This window comes from Pedobacter nutrimenti (assembly GCF_032678445.1).
In the GTDB taxonomy this organism is placed as follows: Bacteria; Bacteroidota; Bacteroidia; order Sphingobacteriales; family Sphingobacteriaceae; genus Pedobacter; species Pedobacter nutrimenti_A.
Map to the genome: position 1 here is coordinate 213,838 of NZ_JAVTSQ010000004.1, position 23,285 is coordinate 237,122.

Sequence of the window (23,285 nt, forward strand, 5' to 3'; positions counted from 1 at the left end):
ATGTTTTTAATCTAAAAATATAACAAAATGAATTTTAAAACGATTTCCATTTTGACTTTAGTCCTTTCCGTCTTTGGACTCTGCAGTTGTAAAAAACTCGTTGAGGTAGACGGCCCAGTAACTAGTGTCAGTTCTAAGAATGTCTACGGCAATGACGCGACTGCAATTGGTACGATCACTTCCCTATATGTAAACTTAAGTAATGGCAACCCAATATTTCCACGAGAAATCAGCGGCTTATCTGGTATAGCTGGTTTATCTGCAGATGAGCTGGATTATTATATAAGCGCAGGAAACGAGGGACTGACCGTATATTATCAAAATTCGCTTACCTCATTAAATGTCAGTAATGATTTTTGGGGCAATACTTATCAGAGGTTGTATGTGGTCAATGCCGCTTTGGAAGGGCTTGGATCTTCTTCTGGCTTAACTCCAGCAGTTAAGCAACATTTATTGGGTGAAGCTTATTTTATGCGGGCTTTCTATTATTTCTACCTGGTTAACTTATATGGTGATGTGCCATTGGTATTAAGTACAGATTATACGGTCAATGCGGTGGTCAAGAGAACTGCGAAAACTCAGGTTTATGATCAAATTGTAGTAGACTTGAAAGCTGCGCAAGGCTTGCTGGGGAGTGGTTATTTGAAAGGAGATGGGATCGCAGAGTATTCCCCAGGATCAGAAGAACGGGTGAGACCGAACCAATGGGCTGCAACTGCGTTGCTGGCAAGGACTTATCTTTTTATCGGGAGATGGGCGGATGCTGAGACAGCTGCTTCGCAGCTCTTGTCAAATCAGACATCTTTTCAGCTGGAAACTTTAGGGAATGTGTTTTTAAAGAATAATCGTGAAGCAATCTGGCAATTGCAACCTACGGGAATCGGATTTAATACTCAAGAGGCCCAGGTATTCGTCATACCTGATGAGGGGCCATCAGGTTCTAACCCTGTTTATTTGAGCAGTGAATTGATTGAAGATTTTGAAACTGGTGATGGGCGGAAAAACAGTTGGGTGGGTAGTGTAAATGCTAATGGTACAATTTACTACTATCCATATAAATACAAGGTAAAACAATCCGCTATAACGAATGCTCCTGTTACAGAATACAGTACGGTAATCCGTCTCGCTGAAATGTATTTGGTCAGAGCAGAGTCCAGGGCCCGGTTGGGCAATCTAACTGGTGCCATTTCGGATATTGATCAGATCAGGAACAGAGCGGGATTACCTTTGGTTAAGGATACCAATCCGAATATTAGCCAAGAAGATTTGATTGCGCTTATTTTAAAGGAAAAAAGAATAGAACTTTTTACAGAATGGGGGCACCGGTGGTTGGATCTGAAGCGAACAGGAAAAGTAGACGAAGTAATGGGCCGAGTAACTCCGAAGAAAAGTAAAGGGGGGACATGGAAAAGCTACCAGCAGTATTATCCTATTTACTCGTATGAATTACAGAGTAATCCAAATTTAGCGCAGACAGTTGGGTATTAATTTAAATATGATGAGATTTTTTTTAACAATGATGATGATTTTCTGTGTAAGCAGTTTATTTGCACAGAAACCACTTATAGATTCTACAGCCTATAAAGCTTGGCCTTCTTTAGGGTGGTCAAAAATAAGTAAAAATGGACAGTATGTATTCTATACTATTGAAGGTGTCCCTGTTGGAAGTAAGACTTTGATTGTGCAATCTACAGATGGCAAATGGAAGAAGGAATTTAACGAGGGTCTGAAAGATGGCTCACTTAGAACCTTAAGTGATAAATATTTCTTTTTTATCAATAAGAATGATAGTCTGGGTATGCTTATACTTGGAACAAGTCGAATTAAATATATTCCAAAGATTAGCTCTTGTCGTCTTTTTGAAACAGGAGATCGTGACTATATAGGATATCCATCTAAAAGTAATTCAAAAACTTTGTTAATTAGAGATTTGAGCTCAAATAAAGAGCGTTCTTTTACTGATGTGAATAGCTGGAATTTTAACGAGGATGTATTGATTTTATATAAATCTGCACAAGGGAATGATCAGAAACAAACCATAAATATTGCAGATATTATTACAGGAAAAGTTTCTAAAATATGGGAAGGCTACAAACCGGAAAACTTAATTCTTGATGTTAAGCATCGTCAGCTGGCGTTTAAGGCTGGAGATTCGATTTGGCATTATAAATTTGACTCGGCTAATGCTGTTTGTATCTCTGATAGAAACTCTTCAGGTATTACGGCTGGGCTTACCTTGGGTTATCTGGAGTCCTTTAGCAGAGACGGAAAGTTTATACTCACCTCATTAAATGGAAAAAAGGAAGCCATAAAACCCAAAAATGGAGTTGTAGAAATTTGGAGTTATACGGATGTACAATTGCAAACCGAACAGGAAAAAGCTACTATTGATCAAAGATATGTTGCGGTAATAGATGTAGATAATCATCGTTTGATCCGTTTACAACAGCAAGCTGGCGAGGATTTTCAATTTTCGAAATCTGAAGATGATATAACTAAAGTAGCCTTGGTAATGAATCCTCTGGTGGTTGATAGGCAGAATATCTGGAATACTGCTATTGAATACAGTTGGGATTTGGTTACCTTAAAAAATGGCAACAGAAAGCGTTTAAATTTTCTAGACGGGATGGAGTCCGCTATACTCTCCCCCTCCGCAAAATATATCCTATACTTTGATAAACAAAAGCAAGTTTATTTTAGTTATGAGATAGCAACAGAAAGACTTCAAAACCTGACTAAAGGACTCAATGTTTCATGGACTGACATTAATAGAGATGATATGCCAGACGCCTCATCTTTTGGTCGAGGAGGATTACCACCAGCCTGGCTAAAAGATGATGAGTCTGTATTGGTTTATGATCGATATGATATTTGGAAACTAGATCCATCAAACAAAGAAACTCCGATTAACCTGACCAATGGCTATGGAAAAAGAAATCAAATCATTTTCGATTATGCATTTGCATCTGATGAAGTAAAAATAATAGCTAAGAATGAAAAATTATATCTAACTGCTTTTAACAAGGAGAATAAGAAAAATGGATTTTTTCTTAAACAATTGGATAAAGCTGGAGACCCTGAACTTTTGCACATGGCTCCCTATTTGTATAAAACAAATAGTGGTTATGTTCCAGGTGGATCCGACTTCTCTCCAATTAAAGCAACAAAATCTGAAATGTATGTGGTTAGACGTATGAGTTCTACTGATGCTCCAAATTATTTCAGCACTAAGGATTTTAAAAATTTTACCAGGTTAAGTGATTTACAACCGCAGAAGAAGTATAATTGGTATACTACAGAATTGCATACTTGGAAATCTTTGGATGGGAGAAAGTTACAGGGGATTCTATATAAACCGGAGAATTTTGACCCCAATAAAAAATACCCAGTAATATTTCATTATTATGAACGTAAATCAGACGGATTGAACGTCTTTATTACCCCTGAGTTATTATGTAATGGTTGTCAGATTAATATTCCAACTTATGTCAGTCATGGTTACTTAGTTTTCACTCCCGATATCTACTATAAAATTGGAGATCCTATGCAAGGTACTTATGATGCAATCATTTCCGCAGCTAGCTATCTTTCTACACTGCCTTTTGTTAACGACAAAAAAATGGGACTTCAAGGCTGTAGTTATGGAGGATTACAAACAAACTATCTTATAACTCACAGTGATAAGTTCGCGGCAGCGGTTTCTTCTTCCGGATTATCAAACATGATTAGTGCATATGGTGATATTTATCCAGATGAGGGGAGCAGTATGGAAGTTTATTTCGAACCTGTCGGCCAAGCCCGTATGGGAAAATCTCTTTGGGCTATTCCCGAAAGTTATATTAAAAGCTCGCCAATTTTTAATATCCATATGGTAAAAACACCGGTTCTAATCATGCATACAAGGAAAGATGGATCCGCAGCGAGTTATAAGGACGCTCAGCAATTTTTCACAGGATTAAGACGAATGGGTAAGAAAACCTGGATGCTTGCGTACTCAGAAGGGGATCATGGTATTTTGGGTAAGGAGGCAGATGATTTCAGTATTCGCATGTTACAATTCTTTGACCATTATTTGAAAGATAAGCCCGCTCCGCTCTGGATGGTAGATGGGGTTTCCGCTGAAAATAGAAGTTGGAAAGCTGGCCTTGAATTAGATACAAAAGGTAGAACGCCTGGTCCAGGCTTGTTAATACCGTCAGAGCAAGCCAAAGTAGATAGCTTGATGACAAGAAAACCTATAACTATCACATTGAAATAAAAATAAGTAAGAAAAACTAACACCGAAAACAAATGAAAAAACTACTATTTTGTTTGGCTTTTTTGAGCCTTGCAAGCTTGGGCTTTGCCCAAAAAAAAGCCGATTATGCAGCAATACCTCCCTTGGTAAAAGAAGCTAAAGAAAAGGGAAATTTCAAGTTAGCTGATTCCCTGGCACAGGATTATGTCAATAACTACTTGTTCAAATTGAAAGAAGATCAATTGATGAACAAAGACCATTTATTGTTCATCAGCGAGAACATGAATACTACAGATAGTAAAGGATTTAAACTTTTTTTCAAACAGCGGAGCAAAATAAATTCAGTTTTAGGCCCTGATAAAGCTGAATATGCAATTAGGTATACAATAGCTAAGCAGTTTATACCTGAAATGGCTGGACAAAATTCTTCAGCAGTAGATTGGGAGAAAATAGAACGTACAGTTATCACAAAATTTGGTGCTTTGGGGCAAGAAATGGTATATGGAAAAAGAATAGGGTATTACTTTAATGTTAAGGATTGGAATAATTATGGTAAATATTATATGCTTTATTTTGAAAAGGCACTAAAGAGACCAGAATATTATGTCAATAACCTAACCTGGGCACTATTTGAAAACGTAAACGATCCTAAAGTATTAAAATTTGCCTGTGATGTGATGAAGTACGCAATGGAAGAATGGTATCAAAATGATCCAGAGGCACATGATACCTATGCCAATCTATTGTATAAAACTGGAAAGACGACCGAAGCAATTAAATGGGAGGAGAAAGCCGTTCAAATGAAAAAAGGACAACCTGATGAGAAGGTATATACAGAGACTTTAGATAAAATGAAGAAGGGGTTGCCCACCTGGCCTACACCTTCAAATAATTAATAACCCTACTTTTTATGAACTCAAATAAGAGAATACTCCTGGTAGAGATCATCAGTGCGCTATTTATACTGTTATTTGTCTATGCTGCTTTAACTAAATTGGTGGATTATCAGAAATTCAGAATTGAACTGGGTAAATCTCCTTTGTTAAACAGTTATTCTAGGATTATTGCTGTTGCAATACCTGGAATTGAGCTGCTGATTTCCGTACTTATAGCCATTAAACGATTTCAATATTATGTCCTATACCTTGCATTTAGTTTAATGGCTGTTTTCTCGGCCTATATTGTGGCCATTTTAAAATTCAGCCCCTATATCCCATGTTCCTGTGGGGGCATTTTGCAAAGCATGACCTGGACACAGCACTTGATTTTCAATGTAGGATTTCTATCGCTGGGTGCCATAGCTATCTTATTATACCCTAAAAAGACCAATGACCTTACTCTAGAATAAGAAGGCAAGTCTGCATCCTTAAAATTGCAGGCAATTAACTTAACAACTAAAAGAATGAAAATTAGGAATTTATTAATGACAGCTGCTTTTCTGTTGGCTGTTACCTCAACGTTTGCTATAAAAGCTAGGGGGACATTCACGGATTATCTCTCATATAAGCTTGGAGGTACTTGTTATGTTGGGCGTGGTTCAAATCCAGTAGATTGCGATCCATCGTATACAGGTGCACAATGTACGTACATTGGCCAACTTGCTTATGTTTATAACGTTGTTGGATTTCCTCCTCCAACGTGTACAATTCCTCTTAGACAACATTAAACTTTTCAATTTGCCTGGGTTGTTTGTAACCCAGGCTATATACCTTTTTTTATGATGTTTAAAAGAATACTTTTGTTAGTCACTTGCCTTTTAGGGAGTGTTTTGGTAGTCATTTTATTGTGCTTCTTTTCTAATGGTTGTAGGCATAATAAAAACAATTTTATCCGTTTACTACCTCCCTCTAAAGTGACGCCAGGTAATATTTTAGATTTTAAGACCGAAGGTTGTAATTTTGCAGGTTATAGCCATGATTCCATTTACATAGGGAATTTGTATACGCCTGACAGGCTAGTCAGGGTTGACTCTAACTTAAAAGATACATTGGCCGTGAGACTGGGTATTCCAAACCATACCAAATTAACTAAGGGCTATACCAATTTGGTTGCTGACAATTCGGTGTATACCCTGGATGGAAACCAGCCACTACTGCTTGAAGGAAATAACTCAAACAGGATTCTTAAACCAGTTTCTAAACCGCCTTATTTTACCCAGGCCATTCATACAGAAGGCAATTCCTTTGTTTTAAGGGTTGTGCAGGCTGGTCAAAACAAGCTGGTTACTTACAGGACAGATTCTGCGGGATTTAAAATGCCTGCAAACCTTCTAGAAAGACAGGTGGATGGAATTTTTTGTACAGATGGAAACCTGGTTAAGGTCCCGAATTCTAATAAAATTATTTATGTGTATTACTACCGGAACCAATTCATCTGTGCAGGTGATCACCTGAACTTGTTGTATAAAGGAAAAACTATTGATACGGTTTCCCATGCCCATATTAAAGTAGATTACATCAAGTCGCTCAATGAAACGACCATTTCATCACCGCCACTATATGTAAACAAGCAAAGTGCAGCGAATGAGAAATACTTGTTTGTCCATTCTGCATTAATTGCTGACAATGAAATCGCCAAATCATTGGAAAAGGTCTCGGTAATTGATGTCTATGCCGTGAAAGATGGGAAGTACCAATTTAGCTTTTACCTGCCAGATTTTAGAGGAAATAAGATCGGGGATTTTAGGGTCTATGGTCAATCATTATATGCCCTCTATGATCACTATCTATACAAATACCGATTGAACTTTTAGAACTAATTACATATGAAACTCAAAAAATTAACTCTGATGCTCTTTTTAATGGTAGGGTATACTGCGGTAGCACAACAAGTGCTGCCGCTTTACCCGGACAGTATTCCCGGAAGTACAGTAAAACTCTCCAAAGAAGATGAACCAACCCTGACCCTATATCTACCCATTAAAGAAAAAGCAACCGGAACAGCCATCCTGGTTATCCCTGGAGGAGCTTATGGCTTTCTAGCTTTTGAAGAAGAAGGGATCGCCATAGGCAAAGCCTTTGCGGAAAAAGGAATTGCGGCCTTTGTGCTCAAATACCGGTTGCCAAAAAAAGAAACTATGAGGGATAAAAGCTATGGACCATTAATGGATGCGCAGCAAGCTATGAAGGTGATCCGGTCTAATGCGATAAACTGGAATGTTAATCCTGCTAAGGTCGGTGTAATTGGATATAGTGCTGGAGGACATTTGGCTTCGACCTTAGGAACGCATTTTTCCAAAAGCTATATCCCCAATAAAGAAAACCTTAGCCTTCGGCCGGATTTTATGATCCTGGTTTATCCTGTGATCAGCATGAATGATCAGTTGACGCATATGGGTTCGAAGATCAACTTATTGGGCATGGAGCCTTCGAAGGAAAAAGTGGATCTGTTTTCAAATGAGCTTCAGGTAAATAAAGAAACCCCACCAACGTATTTGACGCATTGCGGTGATGATCAGGTTGTGGATGTAAATAACAGCATCGTGTTTTACCAGGCTTTGCAGAAGAATGGGGTAGATGCGGAATTGCATTTGTTTCCGAAAGGGAATCATGGGTTTACGCAGCGATTGCCGGTGAGTGAGTGGATGGACCCGATGCTGGGGTTTTTGAAAAGGGAGGGGTTTTGAAAAAGCCTCTATCCGGCACTCCGTGACACCTTTCGTCCATGATATGGAGAAAGGGCAAGTGGGTTAGCGAGTGGGAAAGATAGGGCGTTATACAGGTTAGGCGTCATACTATCCCCCTTTGGAGGGGGCAGGGGGAGGCCTAACATTGAGATTTATAATATTCCTCCCCCAACCCCCTCCAAAGGGGGACAGCGAGGTGGTTATAGCATAACATATAAATTATGAAAAACAAACAAGGATTAAAATACAACATACAACTCTTCGTCGAACTTCTGGATGATCTGGAAAACCACTCCCTTGATGTTCCTGCTGCGGTTAATGCCAGAGTTGATTTAGCTTACCGAGGTTTATCCGGTTATCTCTTTGATCTGGTCTTATCTCAGGAAGAAGACCTGGAGTATAAACAATCGGTCATTAAAAAGTTTATTTCGTCCTTGCTGTTCAGAACCTTCGCCTTGCTTAAAGAATATGGTCCAGTGCCTGAAAAATCCGGTATGGAGTTGAATATACACCAGTCTGTTCTGCTGCAAATCAAAGCGGTTTTACTCCGGATATTGCAATTCATTAATTACCAGCCTTTGGAAGAAATCTCCCTGGAGCTGAACCTGGTATGCCGTAAAATTTTAAAACGCAGTTTATGAAAGAGAATTTTATCCCCGAAGAATTGGTTAAAGCTTTCCTGGATCATGTGGAGAAAGCGCAAGTGGGTTAGCGAGTGGGAAAGGTAAGGAGTTATACAGGCTAGGCTCCATACAACTCTCGCCCCTCCGGGGAGAGATGCTCACAGGGCAGAGAGGGGAATACTAACCGCTTATTCCAGCGGAATATAAAGGATGTTGTTCTTTGAAAATGTTTGTGAAAGGAAGGCGGTGTTAATTTTAAATATTGTTTGTTTTCTTTTAAGATTAAATATTTATCTTAATTATAAATACTAAATATATTAGTAATTTTGTTTTTAAACTATAATTAAAAATGAAGAAAAGAGAAACTACTCCGGAAGTTGTGTCTATAGAACAGCTTTATGGCAATGTTAAACAGGTTATTGAATCATCTAGGGCTACGGCTTACCGTGCGGTAAATTTTGCTATGGTGCAGAGTTATTGGCAAATTGGAAAATTGATTGTTGAAGAAGAGCAGAACGGAAAAGAGCGAGCTGGTTATGGCGATGCGCTACTTAAGCATTTGGCTAAAAAACTCGGGATGGATTATGGAAAGGGGTATACGGTAAGTAATCTCCAGTATATGCGTCAGTTTTATATTACATTTCAAATATACCACGCACTGCGTGGTGAATTGAGTTGGACACATTACAGGTCATTGCTAAAGGTTGAACGTGAGGATGCGAGGATGTTTTACATGAATGAAGCGGTGAATTGTAACTGGAATACGAGGACCCTGGAACGGCAAATTAACAGTTCTTATTTTGAAAGGTTAGTGATGACTCCTGAGCAAAGCAGACCTTTAATAAAAGAAGAAGCTGAAACTCAGAAAGTGGAATTAGAGGCTAAAGATTTTATCAAGGATCCGTATGTATTGGAGTTTTTGGATTTAAAGGCGAACCCCGGTTTTTATGAAAGAGAATTAGAACAGTCCATTATTGACAAATTGCAGGAGTTCTTGCTTGAATTGGGTAAGGGGTTTTGTTTTGTTGCGCGCCAGTATAGAATTAGTCTGGAGGATGAGCATTTCTATGCAGATTTGGTCTTTTACAATTATATCCTTAAATGTTTTTTGATAGTAGATTTGAAACGAGGTAAGCTAACTCATCAGGATATTGGACAGATGGATACTTATGTTCGGTATTTTGAAGATCAGGTTAGGCAGGAAAATGATAATCCGACTATTGGCCTGATCCTTTGCGCTGAAAAAAACAAGGCTTTGGCTAAGTATAGTTTGCTGAATGATAATAAGCATGTTTTTGCATCCAGGTATAAGACTTATTTGCCTTCAGAGGAAGAGTTGCAGCGGGAAATAACCAGAGAGATTAGTCAAGCGGAGCTTGAAGCTGGGTTAAAGAAGTGATAGCGCAATTGCTAGGTAAGGTTCGATACGTCATGTCGACGATAGGAGAGATCTATTTGCAAAGTGATTACAGGTCTCTCTTAGCTGCGCTTCCATCGAGATGACGGGATGGTGATAGAGAGTGGGAAGTATTTGGTAGTTTCTTTTTATACGCTTTCTTTCACAAACAATATTTACTGTTTTAATTGTTATCTCTCTGCGTTGTGTTTCGTAGAGGGATGCTTTGTGTATCAAAAAATCATAATTATTGTCAATTGCCTTAATTTAACATCTCTACCTATGACTAAGTATCTTCAAAAAACCGGGCCTGAACTTTTCTTTGCTTTGCTGGAGGAAATAGGGAATACCCGTAAACCTATTGAGCCTTTGTTCTCTGAACGGGTTACGCATGCGCATTATACCTTAACCTCGGACATCTTTGATATTATTGCTAATAACAATCAAAAGCAAACTGCTAAACATTTGATTTTGGTTAGGAAGCTGCTGGTTAAACTCCGGCAGGTCAAGGGGGTGGATTTGCTGGTTCGTTTTGATCCTGAACTGACGGATATTGGTGGTGCTGAGGGGAAGGAGGAGCCTGATGCTTTTCGGCTGAAACTGGTTCATCTGGTGTTGAGTGAGTTGGATAGGGTGATTGATTTTATTATTGATTATAAGCCGATACCGCGGGTGCCGAAGAGGATTTGATTTAATGTTGTCATCATGTTGCAGGAAACGAATACTTATACAAGAGGATTTAGTTTGGTAGACTCAGACTACTGGCCTCCGGCCTTTAAGCGATTAAAGGTATTACAGTCCTTAATTGAGATGGATTTCAGATACAACCGGGATATTTCTGTGTATGCGGTTAAAATGGATACCAGTATCCATGCTTTGAACAGATTTGCTAAGGCTTATTTGGGGAGATCGGTTTATGAGTTGCTGCAGGACAGGATTTACCGGGAAGCTTTGTATTTGCTGCAGTATACGAAGCATACGATAAAGGAGATTTCGGAGCTGCTGGGGTTTAGCGATTTGCCTTATTTCAGCAGGTGGTTTAAGTTGAGAAATGGGGAGACGGCTAAGGTTTATCGTTGTTCGTTTGGGGATTTAGGGTGTAAAAATGTAAGGAGGGGGAATGGTGGTCCGGATAGATTTTAACAGAACTTTGGAGCATTTTAAGGATGGTTATCTTCCTCCGGATGTGAAGGTGGTGCTGTTGTTACAGGAGTTGTTGGAAAGGCATTTTAGGGAGGAGCATGATCCGAAATTTTATGTTCAGCGGGTGGGTATGTCTGAGCGTAGATTGAATGGCTTGTTGAAGAAGTTTCTTGGGAGGACGATTTATCAGTTGATTCAGGATCGTATTCATGAAGAGGCTGTTAAGTTGTTGCTTTATACGACGTTGACGGTTAAGGAGATTTCTTATGGATTGGGTGTTTGTCATCCTTCGTGGTTTTCGCGGCATTTTAGGAAGTTGACGGGGTTGAATCCGAGGCAATATCGGGTAAAGTTTAGGGTGGAAAATATGTTTTCATGATCTCGCTGGACCTTACAGGTCCTGAGGCTTGATCATGAAAACATATTTTCTTGGGTGCAGACCGGGGAGGGTGGGCTGAAAATTTAAAGTTTGTTGGATTCGAACCCTTTTGGGTCTATGACTGGTAGGATTGCGTTATGTAATGCTGTTCCTTTTAGCGTGGAGAACATCAATCCTCTGGCTGTTGAGATTGAAATCGAATTTAAGGAGGTTTGCAATTCAGTTGGGACGATGTATTTCTGATCCTTGTCTTTTAAGATCACTTCATCAAAGTTATCTATTGTGTATAGATAGTTAGAGGAGAGGCGTCCATATTTTGTTTTCCCGTTTTTAATATGAATGTCCAGGTTAACCAGTATTAGTTTATTATTATGGTCTATATGACTTTCTATGTCTATATCATACTGATAACGCTCTAATGGCCTAAAATCTGGCGGCAGGGACATTTCAAAGCCAACAAATTCGATATTGGTTATCCGGAAATGCACTTCTAATTTCTGTTGTTTTGTCATGCTTTTAGAGATAGTGTGGATTCTTTATCGTTACCCAATGAGATAGATTGATTATCTGGACTAGTAAGATGCTTATTAAAAAGGTTAGCGTTTGAAGACTTAATACTATTTTTAAAGAAATCAGGTGTCACACTTGTTTTGAAATAAGGTTCAAAAGCATTTACTTCTAAGTAGCCCTTATATGCTAATGGAATGTCTTCATGTTCAATTAATCCTAGGAGTGGACCTTCGTTATATTGACTGGAAAATTTTTGACGTATTTTTTCTAATAAAGCTGGGTGTTCGTCTTGTTCATTATCCTCATGAGCCAGCCAATTTTTAATTACCGTATAGACGTCAAGCTGATCATAAGAAATTTCAATAGCTCTTTCTATTTGCTGATGTGCCGACTTTTTAATTGATGCAGAACTCATTAGATCCGTTTGAAGTATTTCTTCAAGTTTAGCTATAGTAGATAATTGAAGGTTTGCATTTCCTTTCACAATCTTTGAAATCATTTGACGTGATACACCCGCTTTTTGGGCAAGTTCACTTTGCGTCATATCCTTTGACCTTAGGGTTCTTAGGATTTTAATCGCTATTTTCCTGGATTTATCGAGCCAAGCTTTGTTGGCTTTTTCCCATTCCGCCTTCGCCATCCATTTGTCGTCATTAGTGGCAATGTCAGCTAATTTGGTTTTTATATGTTTTTCAATACTCATAATTCAAGTTCAAAATCTAGAAGCCCATCCTGATCAAAAACGCCTTTGCTCTTTAAGAAGGCTTTGCATTGATCCATTTTCTTTAGCTCTTTGGTTGTATGTTCTCTCACCTCCATCTTTTTTGTAAGTTTGATTGCTCCTCCTGTAATTAAATAACCATTTTCGGGCACTTTAACTGCATATAAACGAAGCCAGCTCTTTCTTCTTGTTCCATAAGCCTTTCTGTTGCCATATGGTATTTCTTTTTGTATCTCTGATAAGGGTTTGAAAAGTGATTCTAGTCCTTTTATATCTTTACCTTTTGCTAATTGTAAAACTTTTTGTTCAAAGGCGGAAGCTTCCTCTATCGTTTCGAAAATTGCATCTTCGATTGAAATGTCGTTATAGAAGCCTGAGTTAAAATCTTCAATGTTGTCTTCGAAAAATTGCTCAAGATATTCAGGGTCTTTCCAACATTTTATTAGCCTTCCAAATTCGTTTTGTTTCTGTCCTGGATATTTTGCTGCATAAATATCAGAATTTATTTTTTCTATACGCATTTTGTCAACCTATAAGTGTACAAAATGTTCTTGAAATGATGGTTAATTGACAATTTCATGACATAATATTGTGTGTTATTGTAGCTAAGTTAATGAATCCTTTTTCAAATAAAAAGCTGAAAACAAGTGTGATATGCCTTTTTTATCTCCGAAAAGTAAACTGAGGATCATGTTTGAATAAAATTATATTTAAAGAAAATTTATTCGTTTAAAATGTATGGGATGTTAGTGAAAAATTGCGGCACGCGATGTTGTGGAAGTTATCGTGACTGTATTAATTTAGTGTGGTTTGCTCTATATGGCAGTTAATTTTCTTTTTAGTTATATTGATTTATTTTAATTTAAGCACTTTAAATAAGCCAGCGATGTTTATCACCGTAAAGTTTATGGGGAAAATATGTTTTCTGATCGCGCTGAACCTTGCAGGTTCTGAGGCTTGATCATGAAAACATATTTTCTTGGGTGCAGACCGGGGAGGGTGCAGGGTGGGTTTTACATTTGATTGATGAGGGCTCCGTATGCGTCCAGGCCGATGGATTGGCAAACTGCGGATTTCTGTTTTTCATTCATGGTTGCAATATCCCATTTGTATACGTCATCGGCAAGGCCTGCTTGTTTTCTGAATTGGGTTATGTACAACTTATCATTTGTGATACTTGTAAATTCTGGTTGGAATTGGTCGTTGCTGGTGTCTCGTGTTTGCCAGATTGCTTTTGTTGTTGCTTTGATATTTTTGGTGAAATTAACGTTGCTGGTTTGCGTGTTGAGCTTTCCGAGATAGCGCATCAGGATGCCGCGGCCTGCTAAATAATCGTTACCGAATTCGGGGCCAAAGTTTGCTTTAAAGGGTGCTTCTCTGATGATGTTGTCAGTGTTTCCTGTCAATCCGGCTTTGATTCCTTTGCTGACTAGTTGTATGTACTGGGTTATTGTTTTTTCAAAGTGGTCTACTTTAAAGTCTGCTTCAATTTGGTTTTTTGTAATCCATGTGGCAAGGTCATTTTTTATCGCCAGCATATCGGTCAGTGCGGCCAATAGCATTCCCTGGTCGCCGGTCCAGGTCCAGCCTTTTTCCCAGGTTGGATGTGCGGTGTCTTTATAATCTGAATCTTCAAAAAAGGCGGTTGGGCGTTCTTGTACCAGGGCGCTGTCGTTGGAGATTTTCTGTAGGTATTGGTATTGTTCGAGCTTAAACCAGTTATTGAACCAGGTCCACTGATGGTAGGCCATTTCAAGATATTTCTCGTTGTCGGCCATGTTTTCTTGTTGGGTTAAGCGATAAATGCGTGTGGACAGCAGGAAGTATAATACATTTGTAACTGTGTTTTTTACGCCTTTACTTTGTCCTTTGGCATCTCCATTGCGGTATCCATGGGGTATTGGTTTGGCTGTTTTGGTAACATCATAGGCATGTGTTTTTCCTTGTTGCCAGCATAAATCGGTACTTAGTTGAAGGTATTTATCTGCAAGATCTTTGTTGCCTGATTTTAACAGGTGTTTTCTGGCGTTTATTGCCATTAATCCCCACCAGCCAAAATCATCGGCCCATAATCCTCCTGGATCAAAGGATTTGAAATAGGTGTAGTTTTCTTCCAGCATTTTGTCGATTTTTCTTTGCAGCGAGCTTACTTCGACGTCATCTGGCCATTTGTTTTGAAGGGCATTGGCAAATGTTAGGCATGCATCGAAAGTGTTTCCGCGTTTCCAGAAATCATTGAAGTTCCATACGGATTCAAATTGTTTAAATGCGGCTAAGGATTGGGTTTTTATATCCTCTGCGTATTGGCCGTGATCGGCAACGAATCCTTTACCTATTTTACTGTAGGGCAGCAATAAGCCGCATGCTGATATCTTTACAAAACTTCGTCTGTCCATTTGGTTTTTTTGATGGTTTTGTTTTGAAAAAACTTGCTGTTAATGCTTGTTCTTCTTTACAATTATAGGGAAGCAAAATTGGTTATGCAATTTTTCTTGAGCGCAGATCGGGGATGGTGTAGAATTGGGTCCTGGTAGTTGCTTTTTTGGTATTGTTGTTCTGTTTTTGCTTTGTTTGTTCTTTTAGTTTTGGTGGATATTTTTAGCGCTCCATTCTGTTGTTCTCTTTTGCTGTGTTCTCAGCGGGAAAATCAAAATTTTGTGTTAGAAAGCAATTTATTGTTTAACCAAATCTAAATCTTATGATTAAAAATGAACAGTTAATCCAGTATTTCTGGGAAAATGCTAATGTGGTTACGTCTAATGCGGGGGTGGATATAGACCTGCATGGGGATTCTTTTGTTGAGGTGAGTGTGTTGATACGTAATCATGAAGAATATGGTGAACGGATTCAACTGACTGCTTCTTTTCATTCTTTGCAAAATTTTGTGGAGTTTTTTAAACTGGAGTGTTTGGAGGATATGAAATTGATCGGGCTGGAGGATATGTTTGTTTTGTATAAAGCGGGTAGGGCTGAACTCCGTGTAACAGAATTTTAGAACTAACCTGTTAAATTAATGAAACTCAAAAAGAAAAAACCAGCAATGGAATATGTTCCTATGCCGGAAAAGGCCTTCAAAAAACTAATTGCCTATCTGGCTTCTATTAAGAAACCTTTACCTGAAAAACTGGAACCCTATTTGGATGAGGTAATGAAAGCTGCCATATGTAGGGTGAAACATGATATCCATAAGCAAGGTGATGTAATTGGCAAGGCCTATTATATTGTTCGTGGTTTTATGATGGCCTACTATCTTGACGAGGCTGGTCATGAACATGTATTAAGGATCTATTCTGAGGGAGAGATTGTTGCTGGGAATGGTTTTATGAATGGTAGTGCTTCGAGGTATTATCTGAAAATCTACGATGATAGTTTTGTACTGGAGATTACTCATGCGCAAATGGAGACGGGGTACCGGACGATTGAAAAGATGGATGAGCTGGCTCGTTTAACCATTGCTAGTTTTGAAAACAAGGAGATTGAGAAGGATGAAAAGATCCGTAAGGGTGGTGAGGACAGTGTGCTCCATTTTTACCTGAGTCACAGGGGGCTTTTGCCTGCTGGAAAGGTGATCAAGGATGCGCACATCGCGAGCTATTTGCATATGAAAATCAGTTCTTTGACTCGTATTAGGGCTTCGCTTATAAAAAAAGGATTGCTTTTGGGGGTAAAATAGGGGGTAATCTATATTAAATGAGGTAGTTAAGTGTGTTCTGGCTTGCTACCTTTGGGTATATCAATTAATTAACTCTGTTATGAACGTTACGCATCTCGGTTACCTATTTATATTTCGAATCAAAGTAAACACTTTAGCCTTTCTTGGCCTGGTTAGCCCTGGCTTTGGTGTTGTCGGTTAATACCTGCGGGTGCCAGTTGTTCTGGTACCCGCTTGTTTCTTCTTGAATATTCTGCGCGGTGCACAGCGTGAATAGAGTATATAATTAATCCATTAATTCATTTAAAAAACAAATTATGAAAAAAACGTTAAAAGCGGCTTTAATGGTCGTGCTGTGTGCTGGCGGATTGACCGCGGCTTTTGCTTTTACTAAAGCGGTGTCTGGTAAGAAGGCGGGTTTAATTGCTTACACGTACAATTTGGGTACGTCTACTGGTGCGAGGAATGCGGCCAACTGGACGCTGGCTACGGGTTCTACGCCGAGTTGTGGTGCTGCAGGGTCCGTGCCGTGTAAGGTTGTGTTCGATAGTTCTGTGTATGCTACGTTGCAGGATTATATTGATGGGCAGGGGTTTACGAGTGATGCTGAGGTGGCTTCCGGGCCTGGAGTAGTGAGTAAGCAATAGTCTTTTTTGGAAAAATATGTTTTCTGATCGCGCTGAATCTTTTAGATTCTGAGGCTTGATCATGAAAACATATTTTTCTTGGGTGCAGACCTGGTTGGTGTAATAGCTTGATTTTGCGTTTTGCTATCACCTCTCAACCCGTCATTCTGAATTTTTCAGTAGTCTCTATTGATTTTTTGCCTTCAAGAGTACTACGTAGTTTATTTCAGGATCCCGGATTAGAAAGGCCATAATTTGGGTACAGAAAACCCGCAGCGGGCAGCAATGCTCTGTTCTGCGGGTTTTTATTTTTTAATCAATTTTAAACTTAAATATTAATGAATAACCAATTACGATTGAACATGTATTTGATGAGGAAGAACCGGGCTTGCCTGGTTTTTAAAAAGGGTGGGATACTTTTTAGGGTGAACCGCTTGGTTAAGGCGCTGGAGTTTGTGGCGGAGATGGAGCAGCTGGCTAAGGCGATTGCTGCTGGTGCGGTACAGGAGTGTTATTATGAGTTGCTTGATGATCGGGGTGTGCAACTGGTTTTTGAGTGTGGCTTTGACCTGGAGGTGTTGTCTTTGTGTGTGTGGAGGCCTGATGGTACGCCTTCTGGATTGATGGTTAAGGTGTTTAGCTGGGAAGGCAGTAGTGTAGAATTTAGAAAAGCAGTGCGGGATTTAACCCTGATGGCCAGTTGTGCCAGGACATTTAATGTATACAGAAAGGGGTGAATGTTATGGCAAGGTTGTTTGTGTATACAAAGGACGTGCAGGTTTTGACGGGTAAGGGCAGAACTGCTGCGCATCGGTTAATTATGGCTATCAAGAAGTCACTTGATAAGCAGAAATATCTGCCGCTTACGGTGCAGGAGTTTTGCGAGTATACGGGTTTGCCTTTGGATATGGTGGTAGAGCAGTTGAAATAAAGTACCGGATTGTATCCAATAATACCGGATGATATCCTATTGTACCGCTTTTCTAGGATGCTGTAAGTGGCTGATATACTTTTGTTTCTTAGGCTTTTGAAATCGCCGTGGCGCCGCGGTTGATTTTAGGGATTTATGAATTAACAAGTGTATTTAACAATTTAAAATTTCAAGAAAATGGGAAGATATAAAGACGGAATAAATGGTCCTTTCTCTGGGAAAGTTGGCCGGGTTATCGGATCAAGCTGCAGGGGGATTACTTATTTGCGCAGCATGCCAAATAAATCTAAAAAACGAGCAACGCAGGCGCAAAAGAACCAGCGCTTAAAGCTGGCTATAGTAAGTGGCTGGTTACGGCCAATTCTGCATTTGATTAATATTGGTTATAAAGCTTTAATTAGTGAAAAGACGGCAATGAACAGTGCGGTATCTTATCACATGAAGCAGGTATTAACTGGTATCGGGCCTAACTATAGCTTAGACTTTTCTAAAGCCATTTTTAGCAGGGGGGAGCTATTGGTGTCTTTTGTTAAAGAGGTGGTTGTATTGGCTGATCAGGTTCTGCATGTAAAATGGGATAATGGGCCTGAATCTGCTTTTTGTGCAGGTACTGATCTGGTCACTTTTATCCTTTACAATCCGGAAAAAGAAGAGTTTGTAACTTATGAGAATGCTGTGCTCCGTTCTGCAAAAGAGGTGGATTTAAAAATGCCAAAGAACTTTGCGGGAGATGCTTTACATGCTTGGATGCATTTGACGGATGCACAAGGCGATAAGGTGAGTACTTCGGTTTATTTAGGGCTTGTCCCCCTTTTATAGTTTCAATCGTCATTAGGCAAATAACATTTATTGGCTAATTAATTTGAAACACGAAAACAAATGAAAAACAAACGATTCTATTACTGGCTGTTGACTGGACTGCTGTCTTTTTACATGCTGTTTGCTGCCTGGTTTGCTGAAACACATCAGGCAGAGTTTACCGGGCGTATGGGCTTTCCGGCCTATTTTCGGGTGGAGTTGACTATTGCGAAGGTACTTGGTGCATTGGTATTGTTGTTCCCTCAAACTCCTCAGAGAATCAGGGAATGGGTATATGTTGGCTTTTGCATTTGTATGATCTCTGCATTTATCGCGAAGTGCAATAGTGGCTATGGTTTTATGGAGGCTGCACAGCCAGCATTCTCGCTGCTCTTTTTCCTGGGGGCTATATTTCTGTTGAACAAAGTAAACAAAGTTTAAAGAAAATAGTCTTATTATTACATATATCTATTTATAATTTAAACTTTATACAAGAATTATATGAAAGTAATTAACCTTATACTGGCAGGTGTCGTTTTGTTATCGCTGGCAAGCTGCAATTCTTCTGAAAGAAACAAACAACAAGCGAAGCTTGCAAAAGATAGTTTGGTTTCGGTTAAACCTGGTGTAATTGATTCTACAGGTGGTAACCATGATGCAAATACGGGTGATCAAAAAACAGTAGTTGCCGTAAGGGCTTATTTACAACAGAGTTTTAAAAGTGAACTTGAGAAGGGAATAATTGACTCAACAAGTAGAAAGTTTGGTGTTTTTGAATATGATCTTAATAACGATGGAAAAAATGAAGTCTTTGTAGGGCTAACAGGATCATATTTTTGCGGCTCGGGTGGTTGTACCTGGTTACTTTTAGATGATCATGAAAAATTATTAACCAGATTTACAGTATCGAAATATCCGGTTATCATATCTCAGACAGCAACAAATGGTTGGAAGGATTTAATCATTTATAGTAATGGTAAAAATCACCTTGTGAAGTTCAATGGCAAGAAATATCCTTCCAACCCAAGTATTGAATCGGCAATTGATTCGCTGCCAAAAGATGGTTTGGTAAAGGCTTTAGATGTTTTTGACAAAACGTATTAAGTATTGATGATAGACAGTATTTTGGGACATTGCTTTATCAATTTTTATTTGGTGTGTGTCTCGGTAGTTTGAACTTCAAAATAAAAAAAGCCTGAAATCTTGTGATTTCAGGCTTTAATTTTTCTGGGCGGGGAATCGGATTACCCACTGCAACATCTACAGGAACTTTTCAGAATAATCAGGGAAATTTATAAGAATAAGGAGCGAATGGATAATGAGTAGTAGATTTTTAGAATCTAATTGTTTGATAGTTAACGAATAAGTTGAGATCAATCCCTAGTAGAGATTTTTGGAAATTACCTACTAGGGATATTTTGATTGATGAAATAGGGTTGCCACAGGAATTGTTGTTAAGAGGCCTAAATAAAAATTTAAAAGAATTCTGTTAAAAGTATAATAATGACATGTTATGATTTCTATTGGATAAACCACGCCAAACTGATCCCCCTTCGCCAATTTTGCATTGACCCCCCATTGGCACTAATGATCAGGATATTAAATGCTGTTTGAAAATGGTGGAGAGGGGTCAATTAAAATGGTTTGTCCACAAGACAACGGAACGGCAAATATTTTCATAACCTGCGTGGATTCGGTATCAGCCCGCAAGGAAATTGCCGAAGTATTAATGGGATTTTATAAACAGAATTCACAAGGCAGGTACAGGCCGTTTTACTGGATGGATTACGGAAACAGCAGATATACGGGTCAGGTCATGCTATCTACCATAGGAGAAATTGAACAGCCAAAATCAAAACTATACAGGCCAATAGGGAAATTGCCATTCCTTACCGATGAATTTGCTGACTTGCTTGAATCGTCGGAAGCGCAAGACGATACGCCAAGCTGTTCCCACAGGGAAGCACTGGAAAAACAGGATTTGTTCATCAATGGTGCTTTGGTGCAATTCGGCTCTACCATGCTTTTACACCTGTTCCGCAACATGATGATTTCAAGCAGGGGAGTGTTTATGAATCTTGCCGACTATAAAACACAACCTTTGGCGGTGGGCTGAAGCCCGCAGCCTCCCAATTCCTTCCGCAGGGAGGTAATTGGGAGGCGCCTGAAATCGGTGCGGCCTATTATGAAAACTCCTCAGTTACCATAATAGGCCGCGCTTTTTCATTGTAATTACCCAGGCTAGTTAAAATTTATAGAGGTAGCCTATAGAGGCAAAACCACCTGCTGATAATTTTGATACTGTTACGTTCTCTGGTTTTGCTGAAAGTTCTTCGTCTTCACCAGTATAGGCAGAGCTTAAGCGGTCAACGTAACCGAAAATACCGCCAACATCAAAGGTGAACATATGTTTTACCCCAACTGAGAATCCAATACCTGTAAGCAATCGTGGTTTCACCTTATCAGCTATTGAAATACCAGGGCCTATGCATTAGGGCAATCAGTAACTGTTTCATAAGGGTTAATTTAGAATGAGAGATAAGGTGAATTTTTAAGAATATCACCAATTTAATAAGAATATCCTTAAGTTAATGGGTTGATGATAAGATATTTATATTAAATCTTTTAAAGTGTCAAAAAAATCGATTATTTCGGGTGCAATCCAATTTATGTGTTTGCGGAAATTTTATATAGTATCGTTATATTAGCATTTATGAGAAAGATTTTGATTGGCTTGGCCTTGTCAACCCTAATTTTCATCAGCTGCAATCAAAAGCAGCAGAGCAAAACTGCAGACAAAGCTCACGATGTTCCAACAGCCCGATCTATTTCGGAGAAACAAATTCCTACTGCTGATGAGGTTTCAATGCCTCAAAGCAATGATTCACTATTGTATGAGGGCAAATCTTTTTCCTCGTACATTGACGCTGAGCATAGAGGTGCGGGTGTCGTTTCCTTCACCCTGGAAGTAAATGACAGACTGGATATCTGGAATACTGATGATAGCAAGTTTGGCGAAATCGTCTTAAATGAGGATTTTACCTTTTTTACCTTGAATATGCCGCAAAAAGTGATTGCCCGGAAAGTAGTTCCGGAATACGATTTTGCAGCTTTTGATTTTGATGCTGAAGAAGTCGCAACAAACAAGGATTACCTGATCATTTACGTGAACAAAGAAAAGCGAAAAGTAAAGAAGTCAGAAGCCAAATTTACCTTCAGTCCCTGGAATGTATATTTCACCAAAAGTGGTCACTTTTGGTGAAAACACCTAGTTTGAAATTTATCTTACCTAGCAGACTAGCTTTTAAGTCACCTTTTAGTGAACCAGAATAGTCTCATAATAATGAGAGTTTAATTCTTCACCAAAAGTGAAGAACCACTATCTGCGAAATATACAATTTAACACCTTGCTTGATTTATTATTTTACTTTTTGTTTCGCCTGATGTTTTCTTTAGTTTAGATTTGAAAGTTCGGCGCTGCCTTTGAGGGGTAAGCCATTCTTAATATGCACTAATTATACAAAAATGTTTTTTAAAAATAGCGCTCTTTCTATTCTGGTAATTTTACTTATGAATTGTGCTTTGTTCGCACAAACCGATAAAAGGAAGACGAAAGAAGTTCAGGAAACTATCGATGTTGCGGCTGCAGGTTTGTATTTTCAAATTGCGGATACGATGCAGGCGCAAAAACAACCTTCCAGTGCACTATGGAACAGTTTTTTTAATATGCCAATTAATCAAATGTTAATTTCCGGACAAAGATTGGATAGTGGGAGCTTCAAGAAAGAGATGTATGGGGTCTACAGTTCATTAGACAAAGGTGCTGGTACAATGACGGAGTCTGAGCTTTACCACTTGGAGTACAAAAAGATGTTGCCGGAATTAAAAGCTTATTTGGCCAAATTACAATCGATGGGTATCGCTCAAAAAGTGAAAAAGTATTTATATCCTTACATTCCTGCTGCCTATCGGAACGACCGTTTTTTACCAAAGCAGTATTATATTTTTTATGGAACTGAGGATGCAACTGGTATGAATGGGATGGTGATTAATGACCTGTTGCTTTCTTATAAGCTGGATAGCTATGTGCCTGGTACACTTAGTGCTCATGAAGCTTATCATGCAATTAACAATAAGGAGTTTAATGATAAGATCCGCAAATCTATTGATTGGGGAGATACCAGAAGTCAGGTTTTTATGTTCATTAACCTGCTGGCTGAAGAGGGGGTAGCCGACCAGATAGATAAGAAGTTGATTTTTAGTTCCAGATCCCCGGCAAAAGCAAGCTGGAATGACATTAATGAAAACTATGAAAACAATTCAAAAGCATTCATCGAAAGAACAGATTCGCTGTTTAGGAGACTAAACAGGGATTCAGCTCATCGGGTTTCTCAAAATGATTTTTTTTCGTTGTACAGTAAATTTGGCGGCCACTGGCCTGGAAGACTTATGGGGGAAGTAATCCTCAACAATGGAATGATAAAGGATTTGTTTGTGAATTTTAAGGATCCTTTTCACTTTATACTGGTCTATAATCAGGCAGCAAAAAAAGATCGTTCTAAACCACCATATTTTTCAGACGAAGCTTTGGAATATTTAAAAAAGGTGAAAAAATACTGCCTTAAATAATATTTTAATACTAGT

General features: G+C 38.9%; 27 protein-coding genes. 22 read left to right on the top strand and 5 right to left on the bottom strand.

Annotated features, from left to right (window positions below; translation table 11 throughout):
- Nucleotides 1–27: 27 nt before the first annotated feature.
- From R2S08_RS08400 to R2S08_RS08450, 11 genes are all read left to right on the top strand, one after another.
- Nucleotides 28–1,488 carry a RagB/SusD family nutrient uptake outer membrane protein gene (locus R2S08_RS08400; protein ID WP_316834739.1) on the top strand — a complete coding sequence of 487 codons (1,461 nt, stop codon included), beginning with the start codon at nt 28–30 and terminating at the stop codon, nt 1,486–1,488.
- Nucleotides 1,489–1,495: 7 nt separating this feature from the next.
- Complete coding sequence (locus tag R2S08_RS08405; RefSeq protein ID WP_316834740.1) at nt 1,496–4,258, top strand: alpha/beta hydrolase family protein; 2,763 nt, start codon at nt 1,496–1,498, stop codon at nt 4,256–4,258.
- 32 nt (nt 4,259–4,290) lie between these two features.
- Entirely contained in the window at nt 4,291–5,133 is an 843-nt protein-coding gene (locus R2S08_RS08410) for a hypothetical protein (protein WP_316834741.1), read from the top strand.
- A 14-nt stretch (nt 5,134–5,147) separates the two neighbouring features.
- A complete protein-coding gene (locus tag R2S08_RS08415; RefSeq protein WP_316834742.1) occupies nt 5,148–5,585 on the top strand; it encodes a MauE/DoxX family redox-associated membrane protein in 438 nt (145 codons plus the stop codon).
- A 369-nt stretch (nt 5,586–5,954) separates the two neighbouring features.
- Entirely contained in the window at nt 5,955–6,989 is a 1,035-nt protein-coding gene (locus R2S08_RS08420) for a hypothetical protein (RefSeq protein WP_316834743.1), read from the top strand.
- Nucleotides 6,990–7,001: 12 nt separating this feature from the next.
- Nucleotides 7,002–7,862, top strand: coding sequence for an alpha/beta hydrolase (locus tag R2S08_RS08425; protein ID WP_316834744.1), 861 nt, complete (start codon nt 7,002–7,004; stop codon nt 7,860–7,862).
- A gap of 221 nt (nt 7,863–8,083) precedes the next feature.
- Nucleotides 8,084–8,503 carry a hypothetical protein gene (locus tag R2S08_RS08430; protein WP_133784828.1) on the top strand — a complete coding sequence of 140 codons (420 nt, stop codon included), beginning with the start codon at nt 8,084–8,086 and terminating at the stop codon, nt 8,501–8,503.
- 331 nt (nt 8,504–8,834) lie between these two features.
- Nucleotides 8,835–9,884, top strand: coding sequence for a YhcG family protein (locus R2S08_RS08435; protein ID WP_133784826.1), 1,050 nt, complete (start codon nt 8,835–8,837; stop codon nt 9,882–9,884).
- Nucleotides 9,885–10,163: 279 nt separating this feature from the next.
- On the top strand, nt 10,164–10,571 hold the full coding sequence (locus R2S08_RS08440) for a hypothetical protein (RefSeq protein WP_316834745.1): 408 nt from the start codon (nt 10,164–10,166) through the stop codon (nt 10,569–10,571).
- A gap of 15 nt (nt 10,572–10,586) precedes the next feature.
- Nucleotides 10,587–11,024 (top strand): helix-turn-helix domain-containing protein, encoded by a 438-nt coding sequence (locus R2S08_RS08445; RefSeq protein ID WP_316834746.1) that lies wholly within the window; start codon nt 10,587–10,589, stop codon nt 11,022–11,024.
- A complete protein-coding gene (locus R2S08_RS08450) occupies nt 11,002–11,403 on the top strand; it encodes an AraC family transcriptional regulator (RefSeq protein WP_316834747.1) in 402 nt (133 codons plus the stop codon). Before R2S08_RS08445 ends, R2S08_RS08450 begins: the two co-directional genes overlap by 23 nt.
- Nucleotides 11,404–11,486: 83 nt before the next feature.
- On the opposite strand, the gene R2S08_RS08455 is transcribed toward R2S08_RS08450, so the two are convergent.
- From R2S08_RS08455 to R2S08_RS08470, 4 genes are all read right to left on the bottom strand, one after another.
- Nucleotides 11,487–11,915, bottom strand: a complete 429-nt coding sequence (locus R2S08_RS08455; protein ID WP_316834748.1) for a hypothetical protein — start codon at nt 11,913–11,915, stop codon at nt 11,487–11,489.
- On the bottom strand, nt 11,912–12,616 hold the full coding sequence (locus R2S08_RS08460) for a helix-turn-helix transcriptional regulator (RefSeq protein WP_316834749.1): 705 nt from the start codon (nt 12,614–12,616) through the stop codon (nt 11,912–11,914). Before R2S08_RS08460 ends, R2S08_RS08455 begins: the two co-directional genes overlap by 4 nt.
- On the bottom strand, nt 12,613–13,155 hold the full coding sequence (locus R2S08_RS08465) for a hypothetical protein (protein ID WP_316834750.1): 543 nt from the start codon (nt 13,153–13,155) through the stop codon (nt 12,613–12,615). Before R2S08_RS08465 ends, R2S08_RS08460 begins: the two co-directional genes overlap by 4 nt.
- 492 nt (nt 13,156–13,647) lie before the next feature.
- Nucleotides 13,648–15,030 (bottom strand): hypothetical protein, encoded by a 1,383-nt coding sequence (locus R2S08_RS08470; RefSeq protein WP_316834751.1) that lies wholly within the window; start codon nt 15,028–15,030, stop codon nt 13,648–13,650.
- Between the two features lie 302 nt (nt 15,031–15,332).
- Between R2S08_RS08470 and R2S08_RS08475 the strand changes: the two genes are divergently transcribed.
- The 9 genes from R2S08_RS08475 (at nt 15,333) to R2S08_RS08515 (ending at nt 20,757) form a co-directional block, all read left to right on the top strand.
- The gene (locus R2S08_RS08475) at nt 15,333–15,629 is read left to right on the top strand and encodes a hypothetical protein (RefSeq protein ID WP_316834752.1); all 297 of its coding nucleotides are present in this window, start codon (nt 15,333–15,335) and stop codon (nt 15,627–15,629) included.
- An 18-nt stretch (nt 15,630–15,647) separates the two neighbouring features.
- Nucleotides 15,648–16,307: a Crp/Fnr family transcriptional regulator gene (locus R2S08_RS08480; RefSeq protein ID WP_316834753.1), complete on the top strand. Its 660-nt coding sequence runs from the start codon at nt 15,648–15,650 to the stop codon at nt 16,305–16,307.
- Between the two features lie 296 nt (nt 16,308–16,603).
- Entirely contained in the window at nt 16,604–16,933 is a 330-nt protein-coding gene (locus tag R2S08_RS08485; RefSeq protein WP_316834754.1) for a hypothetical protein, read from the top strand.
- Nucleotides 16,934–17,250: 317 nt separating this feature from the next.
- Nucleotides 17,251–17,649 carry a hypothetical protein gene (locus tag R2S08_RS08490; RefSeq protein WP_316834755.1) on the top strand — a complete coding sequence of 133 codons (399 nt, stop codon included), beginning with the start codon at nt 17,251–17,253 and terminating at the stop codon, nt 17,647–17,649.
- Between the two features lie 5 nt (nt 17,650–17,654).
- Nucleotides 17,655–17,843: a hypothetical protein gene (locus tag R2S08_RS08495; protein WP_316834756.1), complete on the top strand. Its 189-nt coding sequence runs from the start codon at nt 17,655–17,657 to the stop codon at nt 17,841–17,843.
- A gap of 177 nt (nt 17,844–18,020) precedes the next feature.
- On the top strand, nt 18,021–18,662 hold the full coding sequence (locus R2S08_RS08500; RefSeq protein ID WP_316834757.1) for a DUF6266 family protein: 642 nt from the start codon (nt 18,021–18,023) through the stop codon (nt 18,660–18,662).
- A gap of 60 nt (nt 18,663–18,722) precedes the next feature.
- Nucleotides 18,723–19,082: a DoxX family protein gene (locus R2S08_RS08505; protein WP_316834758.1), complete on the top strand. Its 360-nt coding sequence runs from the start codon at nt 18,723–18,725 to the stop codon at nt 19,080–19,082.
- A gap of 60 nt (nt 19,083–19,142) precedes the next feature.
- Nucleotides 19,143–19,745, top strand: coding sequence for a hypothetical protein (locus R2S08_RS08510; protein WP_316834759.1), 603 nt, complete (start codon nt 19,143–19,145; stop codon nt 19,743–19,745).
- A gap of 499 nt (nt 19,746–20,244) precedes the next feature.
- Nucleotides 20,245–20,757 (top strand): hypothetical protein, encoded by a 513-nt coding sequence (locus R2S08_RS08515; protein WP_316834760.1) that lies wholly within the window; start codon nt 20,245–20,247, stop codon nt 20,755–20,757.
- 129 nt (nt 20,758–20,886) lie between these two features.
- Here the strand turns inward: R2S08_RS08515 and R2S08_RS08520 are convergent, their stop codons facing one another.
- Complete coding sequence (locus tag R2S08_RS08520; protein WP_316834761.1) at nt 20,887–21,099, bottom strand: hypothetical protein; 213 nt, start codon at nt 21,097–21,099, stop codon at nt 20,887–20,889.
- Between the two features lie 255 nt (nt 21,100–21,354).
- Between R2S08_RS08520 and R2S08_RS08525 the strand changes: the two genes are divergently transcribed.
- The gene (locus tag R2S08_RS08525) at nt 21,355–21,903 is read left to right on the top strand and encodes a hypothetical protein (protein ID WP_316834762.1); all 549 of its coding nucleotides are present in this window, start codon (nt 21,355–21,357) and stop codon (nt 21,901–21,903) included.
- Between the two features lie 308 nt (nt 21,904–22,211).
- Nucleotides 22,212–23,270, top strand: a complete 1,059-nt coding sequence (locus tag R2S08_RS08530; RefSeq protein WP_316834763.1) for a DUF5700 domain-containing putative Zn-dependent protease — start codon at nt 22,212–22,214, stop codon at nt 23,268–23,270.
- Nucleotides 23,271–23,285 lie beyond the last annotated feature (15 nt).

Excerpts from the sequence above, each read along its gene's own strand:
- R2S08_RS08435 (WP_133784826.1), top strand. The coding sequence starts at position 8,835 with ATGAAGAAAAGAGAAACTACTCCGGAAGTTGTGTCTATAGAACAGCTT.
- R2S08_RS08410 (WP_316834741.1), top strand. The coding sequence starts at position 4,291 with ATGAAAAAACTACTATTTTGTTTGGCTTTTTTGAGCCTTGCAAGCTTG.
- R2S08_RS08470 (WP_316834751.1), bottom strand. The coding sequence starts at position 15,030 with ATGGACAGACGAAGTTTTGTAAAGATATCAGCATGCGGCTTATTGCTG.
- R2S08_RS08455 (WP_316834748.1), bottom strand. The coding sequence starts at position 11,915 with ATGACAAAACAACAGAAATTAGAAGTGCATTTCCGGATAACCAATATC.
- R2S08_RS08515 (WP_316834760.1), top strand. The coding sequence starts at position 20,245 with ATGCTGTTTGAAAATGGTGGAGAGGGGTCAATTAAAATGGTTTGTCCA.
- R2S08_RS08445 (WP_316834746.1), top strand. The coding sequence starts at position 10,587 with ATGTTGCAGGAAACGAATACTTATACAAGAGGATTTAGTTTGGTAGAC.
- R2S08_RS08430 (WP_133784828.1), top strand. The coding sequence starts at position 8,084 with ATGAAAAACAAACAAGGATTAAAATACAACATACAACTCTTCGTCGAA.
- R2S08_RS08450 (WP_316834747.1), top strand. The coding sequence starts at position 11,002 with ATGGTGGTCCGGATAGATTTTAACAGAACTTTGGAGCATTTTAAGGAT.
- R2S08_RS08485 (WP_316834754.1), top strand. The coding sequence starts at position 16,604 with ATGAAAAAAACGTTAAAAGCGGCTTTAATGGTCGTGCTGTGTGCTGGC.
- R2S08_RS08465 (WP_316834750.1), bottom strand. The coding sequence starts at position 13,155 with ATGCGTATAGAAAAAATAAATTCTGATATTTATGCAGCAAAATATCCA.
- R2S08_RS08460 (WP_316834749.1), bottom strand. The coding sequence starts at position 12,616 with ATGAGTATTGAAAAACATATAAAAACCAAATTAGCTGACATTGCCACT.
- R2S08_RS08505 (WP_316834758.1), top strand. The coding sequence starts at position 18,723 with ATGAAAAACAAACGATTCTATTACTGGCTGTTGACTGGACTGCTGTCT.
- R2S08_RS08480 (WP_316834753.1), top strand. The coding sequence starts at position 15,648 with ATGAAACTCAAAAAGAAAAAACCAGCAATGGAATATGTTCCTATGCCG.
- R2S08_RS08400 (WP_316834739.1), top strand. The coding sequence starts at position 28 with ATGAATTTTAAAACGATTTCCATTTTGACTTTAGTCCTTTCCGTCTTT.
- R2S08_RS08425 (WP_316834744.1), top strand. The coding sequence starts at position 7,002 with ATGAAACTCAAAAAATTAACTCTGATGCTCTTTTTAATGGTAGGGTAT.
- R2S08_RS08530 (WP_316834763.1), top strand. The coding sequence starts at position 22,212 with ATGAATTGTGCTTTGTTCGCACAAACCGATAAAAGGAAGACGAAAGAA.
- R2S08_RS08405 (WP_316834740.1), top strand. The coding sequence starts at position 1,496 with ATGATGAGATTTTTTTTAACAATGATGATGATTTTCTGTGTAAGCAGT.
- R2S08_RS08475 (WP_316834752.1), top strand. The coding sequence starts at position 15,333 with ATGATTAAAAATGAACAGTTAATCCAGTATTTCTGGGAAAATGCTAAT.
- R2S08_RS08490 (WP_316834755.1), top strand. The coding sequence starts at position 17,251 with ATGAATAACCAATTACGATTGAACATGTATTTGATGAGGAAGAACCGG.
- R2S08_RS08525 (WP_316834762.1), top strand. The coding sequence starts at position 21,355 with ATGAGAAAGATTTTGATTGGCTTGGCCTTGTCAACCCTAATTTTCATC.
- R2S08_RS08440 (WP_316834745.1), top strand. The coding sequence starts at position 10,164 with ATGACTAAGTATCTTCAAAAAACCGGGCCTGAACTTTTCTTTGCTTTG.
- R2S08_RS08420 (WP_316834743.1), top strand. The coding sequence starts at position 5,955 with ATGATGTTTAAAAGAATACTTTTGTTAGTCACTTGCCTTTTAGGGAGT.
- R2S08_RS08510 (WP_316834759.1), top strand. The coding sequence starts at position 19,143 with ATGAAAGTAATTAACCTTATACTGGCAGGTGTCGTTTTGTTATCGCTG.
- R2S08_RS08500 (WP_316834757.1), top strand. The coding sequence starts at position 18,021 with ATGGGAAGATATAAAGACGGAATAAATGGTCCTTTCTCTGGGAAAGTT.
- R2S08_RS08495 (WP_316834756.1), top strand. The coding sequence starts at position 17,655 with ATGGCAAGGTTGTTTGTGTATACAAAGGACGTGCAGGTTTTGACGGGT.
- R2S08_RS08415 (WP_316834742.1), top strand. The coding sequence starts at position 5,148 with ATGAACTCAAATAAGAGAATACTCCTGGTAGAGATCATCAGTGCGCTA.